Genomic DNA, 16538 nt, shown 5'->3' on the forward strand with positions numbered 1-16538 from the left:
GCAGAGCCTGGGAACGAATGAGATCCTGCCGATATGTTGAACATGTAAATCAGCGTTTGCTGTTTGATTTTCTCACTCTTCGGGCGAGCCGGGTTCGTGCCCCTTGCCCTCGCCTTCAGAACGGGCGGAGCCCGTGAGCCGCCAGTGTTTTGACGCCTCTAAGGAACGAAGGGATGGCGCATGTGCGACCCTGGGGATGGTGATGGCGTGCTTGCGGAGCCTTCGGTAGAGGGTGGTGCGGCTGATGTTGAGGTCTTTGCAGGCGTTTTTGACGATCTCTTTGTGTTTTAAATCGCTGTGGGCGTCGATGGTTTTCTGGATCAGCTCTTTTTCCACGCGGTCCATGTCCGAGGAGAGGGTGGCGCCTGGGTGGGCAAGGGGCAGGCCCGCTGCGGGGGCCGCACCTTTCAGCCTGTTGTTGCCGCCTGCGAGCCGTCGCTTGATGAGGTCCTCGTGGATTTCGTCTCCCGTTTCAAAGTTGACGGCGTACTCCAGGATGTTCTGCAGCTCCCGGACATTGCCGGGCCAGGCGTGGGCGGTGAAGAGCGCTTCCGCGTTTTTCGAGAGCCGCTTCACCGACTTGTCGAACCGGAGGTTGTACTGCCCGATATAGAACTGGGAGAGGTAGATGATGTCCTGGACCCGTTCTCTTAAGGGGGGGATGTGGATGGGGATGATGTTGAGCCGGTAGTAGAGGTCTTCCCGGAAGGTGCTTTCTTCGATGCGTTCCCTCAAATCGGCGTTGGTGGCTGCGATGATGCGGATATCGATTTTCCGGGTCTCGTTGCTGCCCACCCGGCAGATCTCTTTTTCCTGGAGCACCCGGAGGAGTTTCACCTGGAGGGCGTAAGGCATCTCGCTGATCTCGTCTAAAAAGAGGGTCCCTTCGTCCGCCCCTTCGAATTTGCCGATGCGGGTGTTTATGGCGCCGGTGAAGGCCCCTTTTTCGTGGCCGAAGAGCTCGCTTTCCAGGAGTTCGTCGGGGATGGCCCCGCAGTTGATGGCGATAAAGGCGTTGTCCCGCCTCTTGCTCCTGTTGTGGATGGCCCGGGCAAAGAGCTCCTTGCCGGTGCCGCTCTCCCCGTAGATGAGGACGTTGGAGTCGGATTCGGCGGCTTTGGCTGCCGTGGCCTTGGTGTCCAGAAGGCTTTCGGACACGGTGAGGATGCTGTCGAAGTCCACGTTGACCTGGTTCTGCTGGGTGTACCGGATCATCTTTTTTTCGAAGCGGATGAATTCGTGCAGCTTGACGATGAACTCGCTGCCCTCCGCGTCCATGGTGTAGACCGAGGCCACCAGGGTGGTGACCTGGCCGTGGAAGCGCACGCGGATTTTCCTGTTCTCCACCACCTCCCGGTTGAGGGCTTTCTCCTTCAGTTCATCCCACAGGCCCGTCAGGAATCCCCCTGAATCGGAGATGGAAAGTTCGGTGAGGAGCTGGTTCAGGGGGTCATTCCTGTAGAGGATCTCCCCGGAACGGTTGAACACCACCAGGGCCTCCTGCATGGTGTTGAGGATGGTCTTGAGCCGGAGGGCCAGGAGCTGGTTCTCTCTGGACATCCTCTCTTCCGAGAGTTTGGCTTCCAGGAGTTCGGCCATCTTCTGGATGAAGTTGATGTACTGGGCCTTGTTCCGGACGATTTTGTTCCGCTGCTCGTCGGTGAAGGCAATGACCCCGATGACCCCGATGGGCACATCTCCCCGTTTGAGGGGCATGCACACCTCGGCCTTTTCACTGCACCGCACCCGTCTTTCGCACACCGCGCAGATTTCGCTCTCGCGGGCGGTCTCCACCACATAGTGCCGACCGGTCTTCAGGGCGTAGCCAAAGGCTGTCTGCTCTTCAATCTTGAGTCCGATGCGGTCTTTGTAGATGCCCGTTCCGGCAATGCGCACCATGTTGCTGTCCATGACGGTGACATCAATGTTAACCACCGCCTCAATGGCCTCGGCCACTTTCTGGGCAATCACGGCGAATATTTTCTGGGTTTCCATGGATAACGACTCCATCTTCATTCTGGGGGCAAAAAACGAGTTGAAAAAACGTACCACACCATGGCTGGCAGGTGTGCTTTTTTTGCTCTCATTCGGGCGAGGGGGCCGGGCCGCCGGAGGTCGCAACACACTGCGCGTTGCCATGATTCTGTGTCATGGCTTTTAAAAAAAAGGGGCAGGCCCTTTTGGCTGTTTCAGCCATAACGGGCCTGCCCCTGTGTGTATGTGTCTCTCTTTTGCCGGGTTAGTTGGCTTTTTTCATTCCGGGTTGCGTGGCCTGGGTCCCTTTCTTTCCAAAAGCCCGGCCAATAAAGTTCTGCACCCCGGCCACGCCGCTGTCGAACAGTTTCTGCTCATCGGCTTTGCTGAGCTTTGAAGTCGGTGGCGGGGATGCCGCAGCCGCTGACGTTGATGGTCCTCTGCTCGTTTCTGGAGAAGAGGAGCATGGCAAAATTCTGGCTGTTCATCAGGTCGTTCAGCATGTACCCGGCAAACTCAAGGCCGTTGGTCGGTGGGGGCTGGCCCACGTCCGTGGCCATTTTCCCCGGATCCTGAAGAATGGCGATGGCCGCGTCGCTGTCAAGCTTCAACCCCAGGGTGGCGGGGTTGGCGTCTAAGTTGCCGTAGGGGCCGGGCCTGTAGTCCGGCATGAACTGCTCCTGGTCGAAGAGTTCAATGGGGTAGTTCCAGACCACCCCGCCGTCCACGAAAAGGCACCTGGCCTGACCCCCGTCAAAGGGAAAGGGCATCTCCACGGGTTCGAAGAAGATGGGAATGGACATGGAGACCCGGACCGCATCGGCCAGGAGGATGTCGGGGGTGTCCTGATAGGAGAAGACCACCGGGTAACCGGAGTTCAGGTTGGTCCCGATGACAAAGGGATCGATTCTGAAGTAGTCTGTTTCATGAATTTTCGCAAAGGTCAGCTCCTTGCTGGTGATGCTCAGGCCCGCCTCTTGAAGGGCTGCATCGATGGCATCTTCCAGCCACTGCTTGAAGGCGTTGCCTGCCCAGATTCCCGTTTTGGTGGCGTCAAATTTACTGAACAGGTCCTTGTAAACTGCCGAGGCGTCCTCGATGGTTTTGATTCCCTTGCCCACGGCCCAGGGGAAGAGGAGGAACTTGTACCAGTCCCATCCCCTGAAATCGCCGATCAACGCCTCCACCTCCTTGCCGAAGGGGGTAAAGTCTTCAAACTTGGAAAAGTCTTCGTCCATCAGGGTTTTCATGGCGTCGTAGTTGCCGTTGTAGACGGCATACAACGCCGCGAGAATGGAACCAGCGGATGTTCCCGCGGTCCTTTTGACCTGGGACATATCGATTTTGTCCGAATTCTGCAGAAGCTCATGGATGGCCCCCATATAGGCCAGTCCCTTGATGCCTCCACCGCTGAATGCCAGGTTATCAATGGTCAACATGTCCATGACATGCCTCCTGAAAGAAGGTTGGTGGTGCGGGGGCGGGCACATCATGATGGCAAAGGGTGCCCGTTCCCCCCCCAGGTTCGTGATCTTTCTCTCCGGGATCTGTCTTGAGAAACCGCGATTATGAATGAAGTCGACAGGGAAAAGGCGTGGTGGCTGAATAAAGAGGGCTGAAATGCGCACTTCTCATGCGTGCCCGTGCAGGTGAAGAGGCCCGACTGTGTCCCCTTGCGTTTCGTTGCGATGCCGGAATCCGATGGTGTATAATATATCAAATTTTCAATATATTTTAAACGGAAGCCCTGGTGGGGCCTGTGTCCCTGTGGCTTCATAACCCGAACGCACGTTCCGGCTCGGTTCTTTCCCGTGTTTTTGCATCCCGTCATTGTCTGAAATGAAGGAAGGGACGGTCGTCACGGTGCAAAGGAGATGGCTATGGCAACATTAACGGAGCTGGCATCCAAGGTACCGGACAAAGAGAGGTTTGTACTTTGTACAATTGGGGCTGGCCTCGGAGGCCTGATGGCGGGCGCCTGCCTGGCCAGAAACGGCTTTCCCGTGACTGTTTTTGAAAGGTATGACAAACCCGGCGGCTACGCCACGACCTTTTCAAGGGGGGCGTTTACCCTTTTGATGTTTCGCTGCATGCCACGGTGGCCGCAGGCCCTCCCGTGGATTTTTTGCTGGAAGCCTCCGGGGTAAAAAACAGGATCGAGCCTGTGCTGCTGCCCGAACTGGCCCGGTTTGTCACCCCCGGGCGCCCGGACCTTTCGTATCCCAGGCAGGAGGCGAAAAACCTGCTCCCCAACGACCCGACGAACTATGTCAAAGAGATCATCGCGTCCTTTGTGGCCCGGTTCCCCGATGATGCCAGATCGGCCTTTTTCGGCAAGATGATGCAACTGCTTCAGGCGTTTTTGAAAGAGGGCATGGCTGGGCTGGAAAAAGATCCTTTAAGCAAGATCCCCCTGTCGGAATTCCTTGATGAGTGCACGGGAGACCCCTGGCTCAAGACATTGCTGGGAGGGTTTATTTCGTATTACGGGAAAACCCCCAGAAGACCTTGCCGGCAAGCTTTTACCTGTTCAGCACCGGCGGCCTGATCACCTGCGGGAGCTGGTATTACAAACGGCGTTCCCAGGATTTTTCCAACGCCTTTGTGGATGTGATCAGGGAACATGGTGGAAAGGTGGTGACCGGATCCGAGGTCACGGATGTCCTGATGGAGGGGGAGGAGGTTTCCGGTGTGGTGTGTCAAACAGGTGGGGCTAAGCGCAAAGAGGCGGCAAAAGCGGTGATCTCCAATGCCTGCGTTCCGGAGACCATGTTTAAGCTGCTGCCTGCGGGGAAGGTCCCCCAGGATTACCGGGAAAAGCTCGGAGCCCTGAAGCCCTCCATGTCCATGGTGAATATCTGGCTGGGGCTCAGACCGGGACGTGGTTCAGGATATCCCTGCTTACGAGACCTTTGTGTTTGACTCCTGCGACGATGCGGCAAACCTTCAGGCCATCAATGCCTGCGATCCTGAGAGAATGCCCTACGGGGTGACCGTTTACAACAACGCCTACCAAGGGTACGCGCCTCCCGGCACCAGCATTGTATCGATCTTTGCGCGCAGCAGCTACGAGCCATGGCGGGCTTTTGAGGTGGAGTACAGGACGGACCACACCCAGGCCTCTGCCTACAAGAAACGGAAAAATCATGTCAGGGACGTGTTGATACAACGGGCGGAAAAACAGGTTATCCCGGGGCTGTCTGCCATGATTCGGGAGAAGGAGGCGGCAACACCCCTGACGAATATTCGGTTTACAGGCAATGCCCAGGGCGCTTTTCTCGGGTACAGCCAGCTCCTCGGCAACAGCGGCGGCAGCCGTCTGAAGAATACCTGCCCTGTTGAGGGCCTGTACCTGGCCAGCGCCTGGGGGACGCCCGGAGCTACGGCATTTAGACGGCGGGCTACGACGCTGTTTGTGACCTGTTAAAGGACCTGCAGCCCTGAAACAAATCGATGTGGAGCGAGGTGGCCTTCGGAGGCTAATCCTCTGTGAATAGGATGCGGACCGCACCGGCGTCACGTAAACCATCCATGATGATCTGCCGCTGATACCCATGCAATACAGGTTGCAGCTCGTCGACGCCGCGTACAATAAACGTGGGGCGTACCATGGCAAATTTCGGTGACCAAGGGTTGGCCCCCGGCAGGGCCGCCGGAGGCCGCTCCTTTTTTTTTGATCGTTGCGTCGAGACGTAACGCATTTGAGGCGAAATATCGTTATGTATTATTATTTTGGGGCATAGCCCTTACTACAAGGTTCCCGAGGCATCAATTGTGGTACCGGTGTGCTTGAACTCTTTGCCTTTGCTTTTGTGGGTCAGGGTGACGGCTTTGTACTGGGTGTGGTCCTCCATGAAGGGCACGGGAAGGTTTTTGATGCTGATGGGCTCGCCGTTTAAGCCCTTCATTTTTTCGATCTCCACCTTGGAGGCGGGCACGGAAAAGGTGACTTTGGTGTCGGTGCGTTCCACGGAGATGGGAGCCCTCTCCTCGGAGAGGATTTTCGAGCCGCCGGAGTAGATGATACCGAAGGTCTGGTCCAGCTTCAGGAGCTCGACCACGGCTTTGGCCTGCTCCATGGAGGCGGATTCATCCACATACACCCTCAGCCATTTGCCCAGGCTGAAGGCCGTGACCACGGATACGCCGTCAAGGTTGACGTCCCCGTAGTGACCCTCCTTGATTTCAATGAGGTTGTTACCCTCGCAGTAGCCCCGTGTCGACGGGGAGCCGAACAGGCAGGGGCAGGTGGGGTTGCAGCTGCAACTCTCCGTATAGTTGGCTTTGATGGCCCACCCTTCGGCATGGACCGTGGTTGCCGTGATGCCCATGATAAACAGGCCCAGCACCCATAATATGATGTGATGTTTCATGACTCCATTCCTTATGTACGGATAAAGACATATCGGATTCCCGGGCGGAAGATGTCCGGGAATCATGTTTTTTCGGTCACGGCGCGTTGCCGTTGCCTGGGAAGGCAAAAGGGATAAAAGCGGTGCGACGAAGGGGGTGCAAAGCCGGAAGGGGGGCCACACAACAACAGGGCGGGGGCAGAACCGGGGTCATACGAAAGGGGGCATAAAGCGCACATGCCGTCTATCAAAAATACACCAGGCCCCAGTGGTTATCAACATCGAATCCGGCTGCTTGATGCCCGGGTCCGAGGTGGGCGCGTGCTGAGTCTGACAAAAGGGGCCGCTGCCCCATAAGGATAGTACACTGTTTACCGTGTTCCGCCGCCCTTGATTTCAGGGGATTGCCGAATCCGGGCCCTTTGCCCCGCAAGGTCCCGGGCACATGACGCCGCCCGCAGGCGTTGCCGCCCCGGCGTCGGCACGTTTCATCGATGTTTCTGAAAAGACCGTATGAACCCATTGGAGTTGAAGGAATGACTATGTTTCACATCACAAAGACCCGGATGAACCCTTTGATGAGGGTGACGATTGCAGTGTCTCTTCTTGTTATGCTGAGCGGTTGCGGAATGATCAAATCGTGGCGGACACCCGAACCGCCCAAACCTGTCTACAAGTACATCCCCAGTGTCGGTGACAACGTGCGATTTGTGGTCATGCCGTTTAACAACTACATCAACCAGCTGGAGTTCGCCGCCAAAGTCGAGAGCCACCTGCTGGGCGCCGGGTTGAACCTCGTGGCCCCTCCGCGCGGGACCAAGACCGTTGAAGAGCGAAAAGGTGCAGGGTTCCCCCGGGCAGGCCTGGACCGCAAAGAGATGAAGACGGTTCGTATCGAGAGGTACATCGTCTCCGATGCCGTGGACGCCGAGTACCTGGTGGAGACCATGCTGAAGGATTCCCACGGGACCGTGAAATTCACCCGTCTGAGCGACCACAAGATCATGGGTGTCCTGACCCTGAAAGGGTCGAAGTCCAAATTTAAAAAGGAACTCTACAAAGAGCTTGAAGCCATGAGATTTGTCTCAAGGGCCCGTAATCGGGGATAGCTGGGCAGGTTGCTCGTCTGGGGCATAACCGACGCGTTACGCTCGTACAAACAAAAAAAGGATCTGATCGGTACCGATCAGATCCTTTTGTTTTTTAAGCTGTTGTTTTGGTCGGGGCGAGAAGATTCGAACTTCCGACCCCTTGACCCCCAGTCAAGTGCGCTACCAGGCTGCGCTACGCCCCGCCAAAAACAGATCGGGTTATACGCCCTTGCCCGGCGTGGTGTCAAGGGAAAAGGGGGGATGGGTTATTTTACAACACAATGGTAAACAAAGATTATTGTTGTTATGGTGATTGACGATTGTGGTCTTGCGGTTTTTTAAGGGCGTGCCCGGTGCCGGGCAGCGGGCCAAAGGGGCCGCGCCTGCTTTGAGATAAACGAATCCGGATGGTTTTCCATGTGGGAGGGGGCCATGAGCGAAGTGCAACGGCAAAAATGTCTGCAGTCGGTGACCCGGAAGCTGGTGGTGGTGACGGCGGGGTGCCTGGTCTTTCTGGCCATCTTTTTTTATGCGGTCAACCCGTCGGAGGCCAAGCGGACGTACCTGGTAAGCTACGTGTTCATGGCAGGGCTTATCGGCGGTTTTGTCAGTATCCAGCAGCGGTTGCCATCCCTGGGCCTCGATGAGCTGCGGGAGCTGTCCAACTCCTGGTTTTCCATCCTCCTGATCCCCATCAACGGGGGCGTGTTCGCCCTGGTGCTCATGATCCTGTTTCTCTCCGGGATACTGGAAGGCTCCATGTTTCCCCGATACACCCACAGCGCCATCAACCACGACGACCTGGTGGGCAGCTTTGCCCTGTGGCTGAACTCTACCTTTCCGCAAAGCGGGCCGGACATCGCCAAGCTTCTCTTCTGGTCCTTTGTGGCCGGGTTCAGCGAGCGCCTGGTGCCCCAGATCATCCGATCCGCCACCCAGAACATCCAGGAGACCCGCGAAAGCGAAGACGACGAGACGCCGCCCGTCTCAGAAACATAAATCACGCAGCAGATGAAGGAACGTTATGAGTCAGGTTAAGCAATGTGTGTCCATGGTCAAAGGGGCCCTGGGGCCCTTTTTCCTTTCGCCTTCAAGCCGAAAAAACGTGGGGGCGGTTCTGGAGCGTCAGGCGAAAAAACGTCCCCACCAGGCCCTGATCTGCTTTGAAGACCGGGTGATGACCTACGGACAGGCCAATGAACTGGCCAACCGGTATGCCCGGCTGTTTTTCTCCCGGGGCTTTGCCAAAGGAGACACCGTGGCCCTGCTCATGGGGAACCGGCCGGAGTATCTTGTCATCCACGCGGGCCTGGCCAAGGTCGGGGTGGTACCCGCCCTTGTCAACACGAACATCCGGGGGCGGGTCCTGGCCCATGCCCTGGAGATCGTGGAGGCCAAGGCGGTGATTGTGGGCATCGAACTGGCAGAGGCCTTTGATGCTGTTGCCGAGGAGGTGTCGCTTTCAGGCCCCGTGTTCGTGGAGAAAGAGGGGCAGGATGTGGCCACCCCTCCCGGCATGGAGGACCTTGCGCCCCTGCTCGCCGAGCAGCCCGGGGCCAACCCCGAGCCCCCATGGCCGGTGGTGGCTGCGGACACCCTGGAGTACATCTACACCTCCGGCACTACGGGTATGCCCAAGGCCACGGTGCTGACCCATCGCAAGTGGTTTCAGATGGGGTACGCGGCGGGGGGATTTGCCATGAACGTCGTCCCCGGGGATGTGCAGTACCTCTGCCTGCCCCTTTACCACAACAGCGGCATCAACATTGCCTGGCCCCACTCCCTGATGTGGGGCGGAACCCTGGCCCTGGCCCGCAAGTTCTCCGCCCGCCGGTTCTGGGACGACGTAAGGCGGTTCAATGCATCCCATTTTATCTACGTGGGGGAGCTGTGCCGCTACCTTTACAACCAGCCCCCCCGGGACGACGACAAGGAGAACCCCCTGCGCGTGATCCTGGGCAACGGCATGCGGGCAGAGTACTGGGAGGCGTTTCAGGAACGCTTCGGCATTGAGAAGGTCTTGGAGGTCTACGGTGCCACCGAAGGGGTGGGAGGCCTTGTGAACCGAAAAGGGATCTTCACCAGGGCCAGCTCTCCTTTGCCGGGGTGGTGCGCATGGGGGAGCTGGCCCGCTGTGATGTGGAGACCGGGGAGATCTACCTGGACGCCAACGGGTTTGCCCAGAAATGCATGGTGGGAGAGACCGGGATGTTCCTGCCGAAGATCAATGGCCTCAACCGGTTTTCCGGCTACAAAAACAACAAAGCCGCCACCGACGAGAAGATTCTCAGCAACGTCTTTGCCCCCGGGGACCGCTATTTTTTGAGCGGGGACCTGATGAAGCTCCATGAAAAGAGCTACGTCTCCTTCGTGGACCGCCTGGGGGATACCTTTAAGTGGAAGGGGGAGGTGGTTTCCACCAACGAGGTGGGGGACCTTCTCTTTCGATTCGGCGACATCGAAGATGCCAATGTCTACGGGGTGGAGGTGAAGGGGGTCGAGGGCAGGGCCGGAATGGCCGCCCTTACCCTGCTTCCCGGTTGCGAGATCGATTTTGCGGCCTTGAGCGCCTACGTGGCCGAGAACCTGCCCGCCTATGCCCGGCCCTGGTTCTTGAGGCTTCGGGAGCAGTGCGATGTGAGCGTCTCCTTCAAGCAGCAGAAGGTCACCTTGAGAAAAGAGGGGTTTGCCCCCCACCGCATCGACGATCCTCTTTACTTCTACTATCCGGGGGAAGGGTACCGCCCCCTGACCCGGGACCTTTACGACGATATCCAGGGCGGGGTGGTGCGGTTTTGATACCTTATCCGATCAACGGGGATTGCCGTCGGCACCAGACGAAATAGATTGCCATGTGCTGAATACCGACATTTCATATGAACCCTCCCCCATCCCTCGTCGGGTGACGGGACCACGACACGGAGGTTTGTGTATGAGACATCGTTCGGCTTTGCGGATTGTATCGTTTGTGCTGTTTGTTCTGTGCGGTTTGGGTGCAGCTGCTTCGTCTTTTGCAGCGGGAGATTCGCTTACCTTGGAGCTTCGGGAGAGGCTGGAGACCCTGGCTGGCCATGAGGTGCTGCCCGTCATCGTGGTCCTGAAGGAAACCCCCGGCCTGAGGGCCATGGCAGGGGACCTGGATACGGCGGCGTTGTCCCGTGCCCAGGACGTTCTTCTGGATGCCGTTGGCGGCACTGTGCCCCGGTATCGCTACACCCGCATTCCGGCCCTGGCCCTGGATGTGAGCCGTGTGGATATCCAAGCCCTTTCAGGGCTCGCCTCTGTGGCTCGCATTGAGTACGACGCCCCGGTCCATGCGTTTATGGATACGGCAGCCCAGTGGAGCGGGGTCACCGCCGCCCGGCAGATGTACGGCCTGGACGGCGAGGGCGTCACCGTGGCGGTGATTGATACGGGGATCGACGCAGGGCACGCCGCCTTTGGCGATCGCGTGACAGCCTTCTGCGACCTGGTGGGGGACGACACCGGGGCCCCCGCCTACGACGACAACGGCCACGGCACCCATTGCGCGGGTATCATCGCAGGGGCAGGTGATGAAAACGGGGCCAACACAGGGATTGCCCCGGCAGCAGAGCTGGTGGGCGTCAAGGTGCTGGACAGCCGCGGCAGCGGCAGCATGAGTACGGTCATTGCCGGGATTGAGTGGTGCATTGAGCGGAAACAGGAGCTGGGCATCGATATCATCAGCCTGAGCCTGGGAAGCACAGGGAGCTCCGACGGCACCGACGCCACCTGTCTTGCCGCAAACGCCGCCGTATCCGCAGGGCTTGTCACCGTGGTGGCCGCCGGCAACAGCGGGCCGGCTTCTGCCACCATCGGGTCACCGGGCGCAGCCGAAGAGGTGATCACCGTGGGGGCCATGGGCGATCCGGGTGAGGGCGGCTTTTTCCTGGCGGACTTTTCCAGCCGGGGGCCCACGGCGGACCAGCGCGTCAAGCCGGATATCGCCGCTCCCGGGGTGAATATCATGGCCCCCCTGGCCAACTCTCCGGCAGGGTATATCGCCCACAGCGGCACCAGCATGGCCACCCCCTTTGTGGCGGGAACAGCGGCCCTGCTCCTCCAGGGGGATCCGGCCCTGACCCCGCAAGGGATGAAGGCGGTACTGGCGGCCAACGCCCAGCTCTGGGGTCCGGCCGGGAAAGACAATGAAGTGGGCGCAGGCCGTCTGGACGGCCTTCAGACCATCAGCAAGACCATGGACGGGTACCCTGCCCCGCCCCTTGAAGGCGCCCCTTACCACCTCGGCGTCACCGATACCCTGAGCGGAAGGAACTGGTTTGCCTCGGCCACGGACAAACGGGACGAGTGGACCTTTGATGTCTATGATACCTCCCAGCCCATCGCCGTGACCCTGATCATCGAGGCCTGGCATCCCATCCTGCTGGTGTTTCCCAGCCACGACTACAACCTGAGCCTTCTGGACCCCGACGGCACCGAAGTTGCCTCGTCCGCCAAGTGGTCAAGCAGGCAGGAGACCGTGACTTTTGCACCCGCCGTCACCGGCACCTACACCATCCGGGTGGACGCCCGCAAAGGATCGGGGGCCTACACCCTGGACGTGAGCGCGTTGACCAGCAATCTGGCCCTTATCGGAGGGTAAATCGTTACGGGCGTCGTACCCTACAGTCCACGGCAACCCCGAAACGGCTCGAGTCAAGCGTAGGGTGCGCCGTGCGCACCGTTTACCGTACGATGCGCGTTGGCGGTTCGCGTCACGCAAATCGGTGCGGGGCTGCACCCGCTACAGGCCACGGCAACCCCGAAACGGCTCGAGTCAAGCGTAGGGTGCGCCGTGCGCACCGTTTACCGTACGATGCGCGTTGGCGGTTCGCGTCACGCAAATCGGTGCGGGAGCCGCACCCTACAGGCCACGGCAATCCCGAAGGGGCTTGATTTAAGCGTAGGGTGCGCTTGCGCACCACCGAAAAATCGAAACGGGCGTGAAAGCCCATGCCCGGGTGAGCTTCACGCAACATGGACATGGCAAAAGGCGTGGGGCTATTCCGAATACATGATGCGAATGGGTGGACGTGTGGCCCGTAAGGCGCTATCTCAAGAAAGAGAGAGGCGGCCTTTTCGGGCCTTTTTTACGCAATTTGCGTTTCTGCAACTCGCAGCAGTGACGCCGTCATGGAGTGGGAAGCATCATGTCATATACCATCGAAGAGATCCGTCCTGAGTGGGACGGTGCCATCTGTGAGATCATCAGACAAACCGGCGCCGAGTTCGGGGCCGTGGTAGGGCTTCGGCCCTTCTGGCACCTGGAGTGAGGGCCATGAGCCGCCACTACGCCCCGCAGGACGGGAGCCTTTACCTCGTTGCGCGGGTGGGGGACCGGGTGGTGGGAGGGTGCGGCGTTGCCCCGTTCCAGGGAAGCCGGGAGACCTGTGAGCTGCGCAAGCTCTTTCTCCTTCCCGAGACCCGGGGCCTGGGCGCTGGCAGGACCCTTGCCGAACGCTGCCTTGCCTTTGCCGAGTCCGCGGGCTACCGGCACTGCTACCTGGACACCCTGGCCGCCATGACTGCGGCCATTTCCCTTTACGAAACCCTTGGCTTCGAGCACCTCGGTGCCCCCCTTGAAGGCACCATCCACGGTGGCTGCGATGTCTGGATGCTCAAAGAATTTTCCGGTTGACCCGTTTATGGCTTCACAGTCTATACCCTTTTCTGTCATGGCCGTGACGCATTCAAAAACACATGAACGGTAAGGAGAAAAATCATGGAAAAAAATGTCAGCAAAGAGCAGTGGGTTGCCATGTTTCAGGAGATCGGGTTGTCCGAGGAGCAGATGATGGCATGGCACAAGGTGTTTGAAACCCGCCATCCCGAGGTCCACGATCAGTTCCTGGCGTGGCTGGGGATGTCCGAGGCAGAGATCGCCGATGTGCGGAAACGCTGCAGTTAAGGACTAAACCAGGAAAAACAAGTACGCCTTCTATGGTTAACGTGAGTGGAAAAAGCATGCCTCCGGCGGCGAGGGTGGCGAAGCCACTATTGCGAAAACACCTCGAAAGCTTATTGCCCTTGCACGTTGCCCTTCGTTCCTCAGGGCAACGTGCAAGGGCCTTCGGCTCGGGCTGCGCCCGACACAAACGCTGATGGTTTATGCGGGCTGGCTCACAAGCTTCGACGGCACAGGATACGTTGTCGCTACTTGCTCATTGTTGATTTAAACGCACTGCCTTCTATGGCTAAAGTGCATGGAAAAGCCTGCTTCCGGCGGGCAAGGGGTTTTTAGCCTAAGTGGCTTCGCCGCCCCTGGCCCCCTGGTAGCGAAAGCCATTCCCCTTCGTTCCTCAGGGGAAGAGCTTTCGCGAAGATTTTCGTGAAACCAAAGCAAAACCTGTTTGTCAAACTTTTCAAAAGTTTGGCCCCCGGCAGGGCCGCCGGAGGCACGCTTTGTGAACCGACTTTAGCCATAGAAGGCATTTTTTCGTTATTCATCCGGGAGATGGACCGTGAAAACCTACACGATTTCTCAGCTGGGCCGGGCCTTCGGGTTGTCCCGGAGTACCCTGCTTTACTACGACCGCATCGGGTTGCTGCGGGCTCCTGAACGCACTCCGGCCGGATACCGGGTGTACACCGGGGGCGAGTACGACCGCCTGGCAAGGATCACCATGTTTCGGGGGGCAGGCATGGCCCTGTCCGATGTGCAGGCGATTCTGGACAGCGGGCAGGCCCCTGCCGTGAAGATCCTGGAAAAGCATGCCAGGGAGCTGGAGGCGGAGATTCTCCTCAGGCACCGGCAGCATGCCGTCATCGGGATGCTCAAGGCCATGACCGGGGATGCGCCCACCCCTGTGGTGGACAAGCAGATGTGGGTGGCCATGCTGGAGGCTGCGGGCATGGACGAGGCGGCCATGACGGTGTGGCATGCCGAGTTCGAGGCGCGGGCCCCCATGGCTCATCTGGAGTTTCTTCTCTCCCTGGGCATCCCCCGGGAGGAGGCGGAAAAGATACAGGCATGGTCGCGCGAGCATTGCAACGAGGGCGCACAGGCCCGTGGGCCGGAAGGGGACAACGCATGAGTGGCAACACAAACAACAAAAGGGGAAAAACGGTCTCCCTAGTGCTGGGGAGCGGGGGGCACGGGGGCTGGCCCACATCGGGGTTATCCACTGGCTGGAGGAACACGGGTTTCGCATCGCCTCCATCTCGGGGTGTTCTGTGGGAGCCATGGTGGGCGGCATCTATGCGGCTGGGCACCTGGACGAGTTTGAGGCCTGGGTGCGCTCCATCACCCGCATGGACCTGGTGGCGCTCATGGATCTCTCCTGGGGAAAGAGCGGCCTCGTCAAGGGGGACAAGGTGATGAGCACCCTGGTGGGGCTGGTGGGCGATCAGTGCATCGAGGACCTGCCCATTCCCTTTACGGCCGTGGCCACGGACATGTTGAACGAAAAGGAGGTGTGGCTCACCTCCGGGAGCCTGTTTGACGCCATTCGGGCCTCGTGTTCCATCCCCTTTTTCCTGACGCCGGTTCACCTGAACGGGGTGGAACTCATCGACGGCGGGGTTCTGAATCCCGTGCCCATCGCCCCCACCTTCGGGGACTCAACCGATATCACCCTGGCCGTGAATTTAGGTGGGCCTGCAGAGGAGCACCAACACGAGGAGACGGACCCGGTGCAGGCTGCGGAGGAGTCCCCGACGATCCGTCGTAAGATCAATCGGTTTATCCACCGGTTCAAGAACAATGGAAAGGAGAATGCGGGCCGGGACTGGGGCGTCTACGACATCGCCCACCAGGCCTTTGACGCCATGCAGGGCACCATCGCGCGGCAGAAACTGGCCGCGTATCCGCCGGACAGGCTGGTGGTGATCCCCAAAAACGCCTGCGGCACCCTGGAGGTGTACCGGGCGGCGGAGATGATTGAACTGGGGTACCGGCGGGCCGAAAGATGCTTCAGTGAGCTGCTGGCGTAATGCTTACGTGGGTGTAAACATCAGATAGACAAAAAGGATGCCTCCGGCGGCCAGGTGGGGCACTGGCTTAAACCGGAATAACTCCGGCAGCGAGGTGTGCCACCTCGAAAGCCGTTTGCAAATGTGCTCTACGGTGTATGAAGTGGAGGGTAGGTGCGCTTGCGCACCGCCGAAGAACCGTAACGGTCATGAAAACCCATGTAGGGTGACCTTCACGCAGCATAGAAATTTCAAAAGACGTCGGCTTTCTAACAATATGGTGCGCAAGCACACCCTACAGGATGCCACAGAATAAACTGTTCAGGTTATTCTGACAGCCAGAGGTAGATTGGGTTGGGTCGTTCCGACTTTTTAAAATCTGTTTGTCAAACCCAGTCCATAAAATTGTCAAACCTTTGACCCCCGGCAGGGACGCCGGAGGCGTTTTCCCATCAAGCCGCCAGGCATTCCCGCTTCAGGCGCTCGTTGTCTGAGAACATGACGCCTTCCAGGGCCAGTCGGTGGTCTTCAAAGATGCCTTCGCTGTCAGTTTCCGGGAAGGTCAGTTCCTCGCCGAACCGCAGGATGACTTTGGAAAAGGGCTTGGGCAGCAGGAACCTGTCCCAGCTCTTGGCATACCAGGCGCGGTCTGCCTGGATGTAGAAGGGCACAATGACCGTCTCGTGCCCATGGGCAAGGCGGATGGCACCGGGTTTGACTTTTCCGAAGGGGCCCCGGGGGCCGTCGATGATGTGGGCGGCGAGTCTGTGGGTGCCCAGGTGGTCGATCATTCCCTTCAGGGCGTCTCCTCCCCCCTTTGATGACGATCCCCGCACCGTGGTCCAGCCGGTCCGGTTGGCCACGGCCGCGATGAGCTCCCCGTCTTTGCTCTGGCTGATCATCAGGCCGGGGCAGTACTCCCTGTACTTTTGGAAATACCGGATGGCTGCGAAAAACTGCTGGTGATGGACGCACAGGAGGATACGCTTGTCTTTGTTCAGGTAGGCATCGAGCCAGGCATCCTCGTTCTGGACCTCAAGCCTGAAACTCAGGGAGTACATTCGGATGAATTTGTAAAGAAGCCACTGGGAAAATCTGGACGAGAGCATCCTGTTGATCTTGATCGCCATGATCACCTCGACGGTTGAAGGCGTTGAATCACCGGCAATGCGTGGGGACTCATCCATAG

At 58.8% G+C, this 16538-nt stretch carries 18 protein-coding genes and 1 tRNA gene; 14 read left to right on the plus strand and 5 right to left on the minus strand.

Going from position 1 to position 16538, the window contains the following annotated elements; genetic code table 11:
- Positions 1-72: 72 nt before the first annotated feature.
- Together ACOYW1_RS31025 and ACOYW1_RS31030 are read right to left on the minus strand one after the other, a co-directional pair.
- Positions 73-1995 carry a sigma 54-interacting transcriptional regulator gene (locus tag ACOYW1_RS31025; protein ID WP_482421004.1) on the minus strand — a complete coding sequence of 641 codons (1923 nt, stop codon included), beginning with the start codon at positions 1993-1995 and terminating at the stop codon, positions 73-75.
- Between the two features lie 353 nt (positions 1996-2348).
- Positions 2349-3419, minus strand: a complete 1071-nt coding sequence (locus ACOYW1_RS31030; protein ID WP_482421005.1) for a patatin-like phospholipase family protein — start codon at positions 3417-3419, stop codon at positions 2349-2351.
- Positions 3420-3854: 435 nt separating this feature from the next.
- Here ACOYW1_RS31030 and ACOYW1_RS31035 point away from each other — a divergent pair, with 435 nt between their 5' ends.
- The 4 genes from ACOYW1_RS31035 to ACOYW1_RS31050 are packed head-to-tail and all read left to right on the plus strand — an operon-like array spanning position 3855 to position 5401.
- Complete coding sequence (locus ACOYW1_RS31035; protein ID WP_482421006.1) at positions 3855-4121, plus strand: NAD(P)-binding protein; 267 nt, start codon at positions 3855-3857, stop codon at positions 4119-4121.
- On the plus strand, positions 4091-4522 hold the full coding sequence (locus ACOYW1_RS31040) for a hypothetical protein (protein ID WP_482421007.1): 432 nt from the start codon (positions 4091-4093) through the stop codon (positions 4520-4522). Before ACOYW1_RS31035 ends, ACOYW1_RS31040 begins: the two co-directional genes overlap by 31 nt.
- Entirely contained in the window at positions 4483-4896 is a 414-nt protein-coding gene (locus tag ACOYW1_RS31045; protein WP_482421008.1) for a hypothetical protein, read from the plus strand. The genes ACOYW1_RS31040 and ACOYW1_RS31045 overlap by 40 nt, the downstream gene beginning before the upstream one ends.
- Complete coding sequence (locus ACOYW1_RS31050) at positions 4889-5401, plus strand: hypothetical protein (protein ID WP_482421009.1); 513 nt, start codon at positions 4889-4891, stop codon at positions 5399-5401. The genes ACOYW1_RS31045 and ACOYW1_RS31050 overlap by 8 nt, the downstream gene beginning before the upstream one ends.
- 322 nt (positions 5402-5723) lie before the next feature.
- Here the strand turns inward: ACOYW1_RS31050 and ACOYW1_RS31055 are convergent, their stop codons facing one another.
- The gene (locus ACOYW1_RS31055; RefSeq protein WP_482421010.1) at positions 5724-6347 is read right to left on the minus strand and encodes a DUF1326 domain-containing protein; all 624 of its coding nucleotides are present in this window, start codon (positions 6345-6347) and stop codon (positions 5724-5726) included.
- A gap of 608 nt (positions 6348-6955) precedes the next feature.
- On the opposite strand from ACOYW1_RS31055, the gene ACOYW1_RS31060 reads away from it, so the two are divergent.
- Positions 6956-7435: a hypothetical protein gene (locus tag ACOYW1_RS31060; protein ID WP_482421011.1), complete on the plus strand. Its 480-nt coding sequence runs from the start codon at positions 6956-6958 to the stop codon at positions 7433-7435.
- Between the two features lie 108 nt (positions 7436-7543).
- Here ACOYW1_RS31060 and ACOYW1_RS31065 read toward each other — a convergent pair.
- Positions 7544-7620 (minus strand) — tRNA-Pro (locus ACOYW1_RS31065).
- A 229-nt stretch (positions 7621-7849) separates the two neighbouring features.
- On the opposite strand from ACOYW1_RS31065, the gene ACOYW1_RS31070 reads away from it, so the two are divergent.
- From ACOYW1_RS31070 to ACOYW1_RS31110, 9 genes are all read left to right on the plus strand, one after another.
- Positions 7850-8416 (plus strand): hypothetical protein, encoded by a 567-nt coding sequence (locus ACOYW1_RS31070; protein ID WP_482414575.1) that lies wholly within the window; start codon positions 7850-7852, stop codon positions 8414-8416.
- 25 nt (positions 8417-8441) lie between these two features.
- Positions 8442-9743, plus strand: a complete 1302-nt coding sequence (locus ACOYW1_RS31075) for an AMP-binding protein (RefSeq protein ID WP_482421012.1) — start codon at positions 8442-8444, stop codon at positions 9741-9743.
- Positions 9626-10216 (plus strand): hypothetical protein, encoded by a 591-nt coding sequence (locus tag ACOYW1_RS31080; RefSeq protein ID WP_482421013.1) that lies wholly within the window; start codon positions 9626-9628, stop codon positions 10214-10216. Before ACOYW1_RS31075 ends, ACOYW1_RS31080 begins: the two co-directional genes overlap by 118 nt.
- A 235-nt stretch (positions 10217-10451) precedes the next feature.
- Positions 10452-12041, plus strand: coding sequence for a S8 family serine peptidase (locus ACOYW1_RS31085; RefSeq protein ID WP_482421014.1), 1590 nt, complete (start codon positions 10452-10454; stop codon positions 12039-12041).
- A gap of 547 nt (positions 12042-12588) precedes the next feature.
- Positions 12589-12711, plus strand: coding sequence for a hypothetical protein (locus tag ACOYW1_RS31090; protein WP_482421015.1), 123 nt, complete (start codon positions 12589-12591; stop codon positions 12709-12711).
- A 5-nt stretch (positions 12712-12716) separates the two neighbouring features.
- The gene (locus tag ACOYW1_RS31095; RefSeq protein WP_482421016.1) at positions 12717-13076 is read left to right on the plus strand and encodes a GNAT family N-acetyltransferase; all 360 of its coding nucleotides are present in this window, start codon (positions 12717-12719) and stop codon (positions 13074-13076) included.
- Between the two features lie 84 nt (positions 13077-13160).
- Positions 13161-13346: a MerR family transcriptional regulator gene (locus ACOYW1_RS31100; RefSeq protein ID WP_180137313.1), complete on the plus strand. Its 186-nt coding sequence runs from the start codon at positions 13161-13163 to the stop codon at positions 13344-13346.
- 553 nt (positions 13347-13899) lie between these two features.
- Positions 13900-14472: a MerR family transcriptional regulator gene (locus ACOYW1_RS31105; RefSeq protein WP_482421017.1), complete on the plus strand. Its 573-nt coding sequence runs from the start codon at positions 13900-13902 to the stop codon at positions 14470-14472.
- The gene (locus ACOYW1_RS31110) at positions 14447-15370 is read left to right on the plus strand and encodes a patatin-like phospholipase family protein (protein WP_482421018.1); all 924 of its coding nucleotides are present in this window, start codon (positions 14447-14449) and stop codon (positions 15368-15370) included. Before ACOYW1_RS31105 ends, ACOYW1_RS31110 begins: the two co-directional genes overlap by 26 nt.
- Positions 15371-15801: 431 nt before the next feature.
- On the opposite strand, the gene ACOYW1_RS31115 is transcribed toward ACOYW1_RS31110, so the two are convergent.
- The gene (locus ACOYW1_RS31115) at positions 15802-16479 is read right to left on the minus strand and encodes a lysophospholipid acyltransferase family protein (RefSeq protein ID WP_482421019.1); all 678 of its coding nucleotides are present in this window, start codon (positions 16477-16479) and stop codon (positions 15802-15804) included.
- Between the last annotated feature and the right edge of the window lie 59 nt (positions 16480-16538).

Source organism: Desulfoluna sp. CYM3A (assembly GCF_056829965.1).

Excerpts from the sequence above, each read along its gene's own strand:
- ACOYW1_RS31115 (WP_482421019.1), bottom strand. The coding sequence starts at position 16,479 with ATGGCGATCAAGATCAACAGGATGCTCTCGTCCAGATTTTCCCAGTGG.
- ACOYW1_RS31080 (WP_482421013.1), top strand. The coding sequence starts at position 9,626 with ATGTTCCTGCCGAAGATCAATGGCCTCAACCGGTTTTCCGGCTACAAA.
- ACOYW1_RS31025 (WP_482421004.1), bottom strand. The coding sequence starts at position 1,995 with ATGGAAACCCAGAAAATATTCGCCGTGATTGCCCAGAAAGTGGCCGAG.
- ACOYW1_RS31055 (WP_482421010.1), bottom strand. The coding sequence starts at position 6,347 with ATGAAACATCACATCATATTATGGGTGCTGGGCCTGTTTATCATGGGC.
- ACOYW1_RS31035 (WP_482421006.1), top strand. The coding sequence starts at position 3,855 with ATGGCAACATTAACGGAGCTGGCATCCAAGGTACCGGACAAAGAGAGG.
- ACOYW1_RS31090 (WP_482421015.1), top strand. The coding sequence starts at position 12,589 with ATGTCATATACCATCGAAGAGATCCGTCCTGAGTGGGACGGTGCCATC.
- ACOYW1_RS31030 (WP_482421005.1), bottom strand. The coding sequence starts at position 3,419 with ATGGACATGTTGACCATTGATAACCTGGCATTCAGCGGTGGAGGCATC.
- ACOYW1_RS31070 (WP_482414575.1), top strand. The coding sequence starts at position 7,850 with ATGAGCGAAGTGCAACGGCAAAAATGTCTGCAGTCGGTGACCCGGAAG.
- ACOYW1_RS31095 (WP_482421016.1), top strand. The coding sequence starts at position 12,717 with ATGAGCCGCCACTACGCCCCGCAGGACGGGAGCCTTTACCTCGTTGCG.
- ACOYW1_RS31075 (WP_482421012.1), top strand. The coding sequence starts at position 8,442 with ATGAGTCAGGTTAAGCAATGTGTGTCCATGGTCAAAGGGGCCCTGGGG.
- ACOYW1_RS31060 (WP_482421011.1), top strand. The coding sequence starts at position 6,956 with ATGATCAAATCGTGGCGGACACCCGAACCGCCCAAACCTGTCTACAAG.
- ACOYW1_RS31100 (WP_180137313.1), top strand. The coding sequence starts at position 13,161 with ATGGAAAAAAATGTCAGCAAAGAGCAGTGGGTTGCCATGTTTCAGGAG.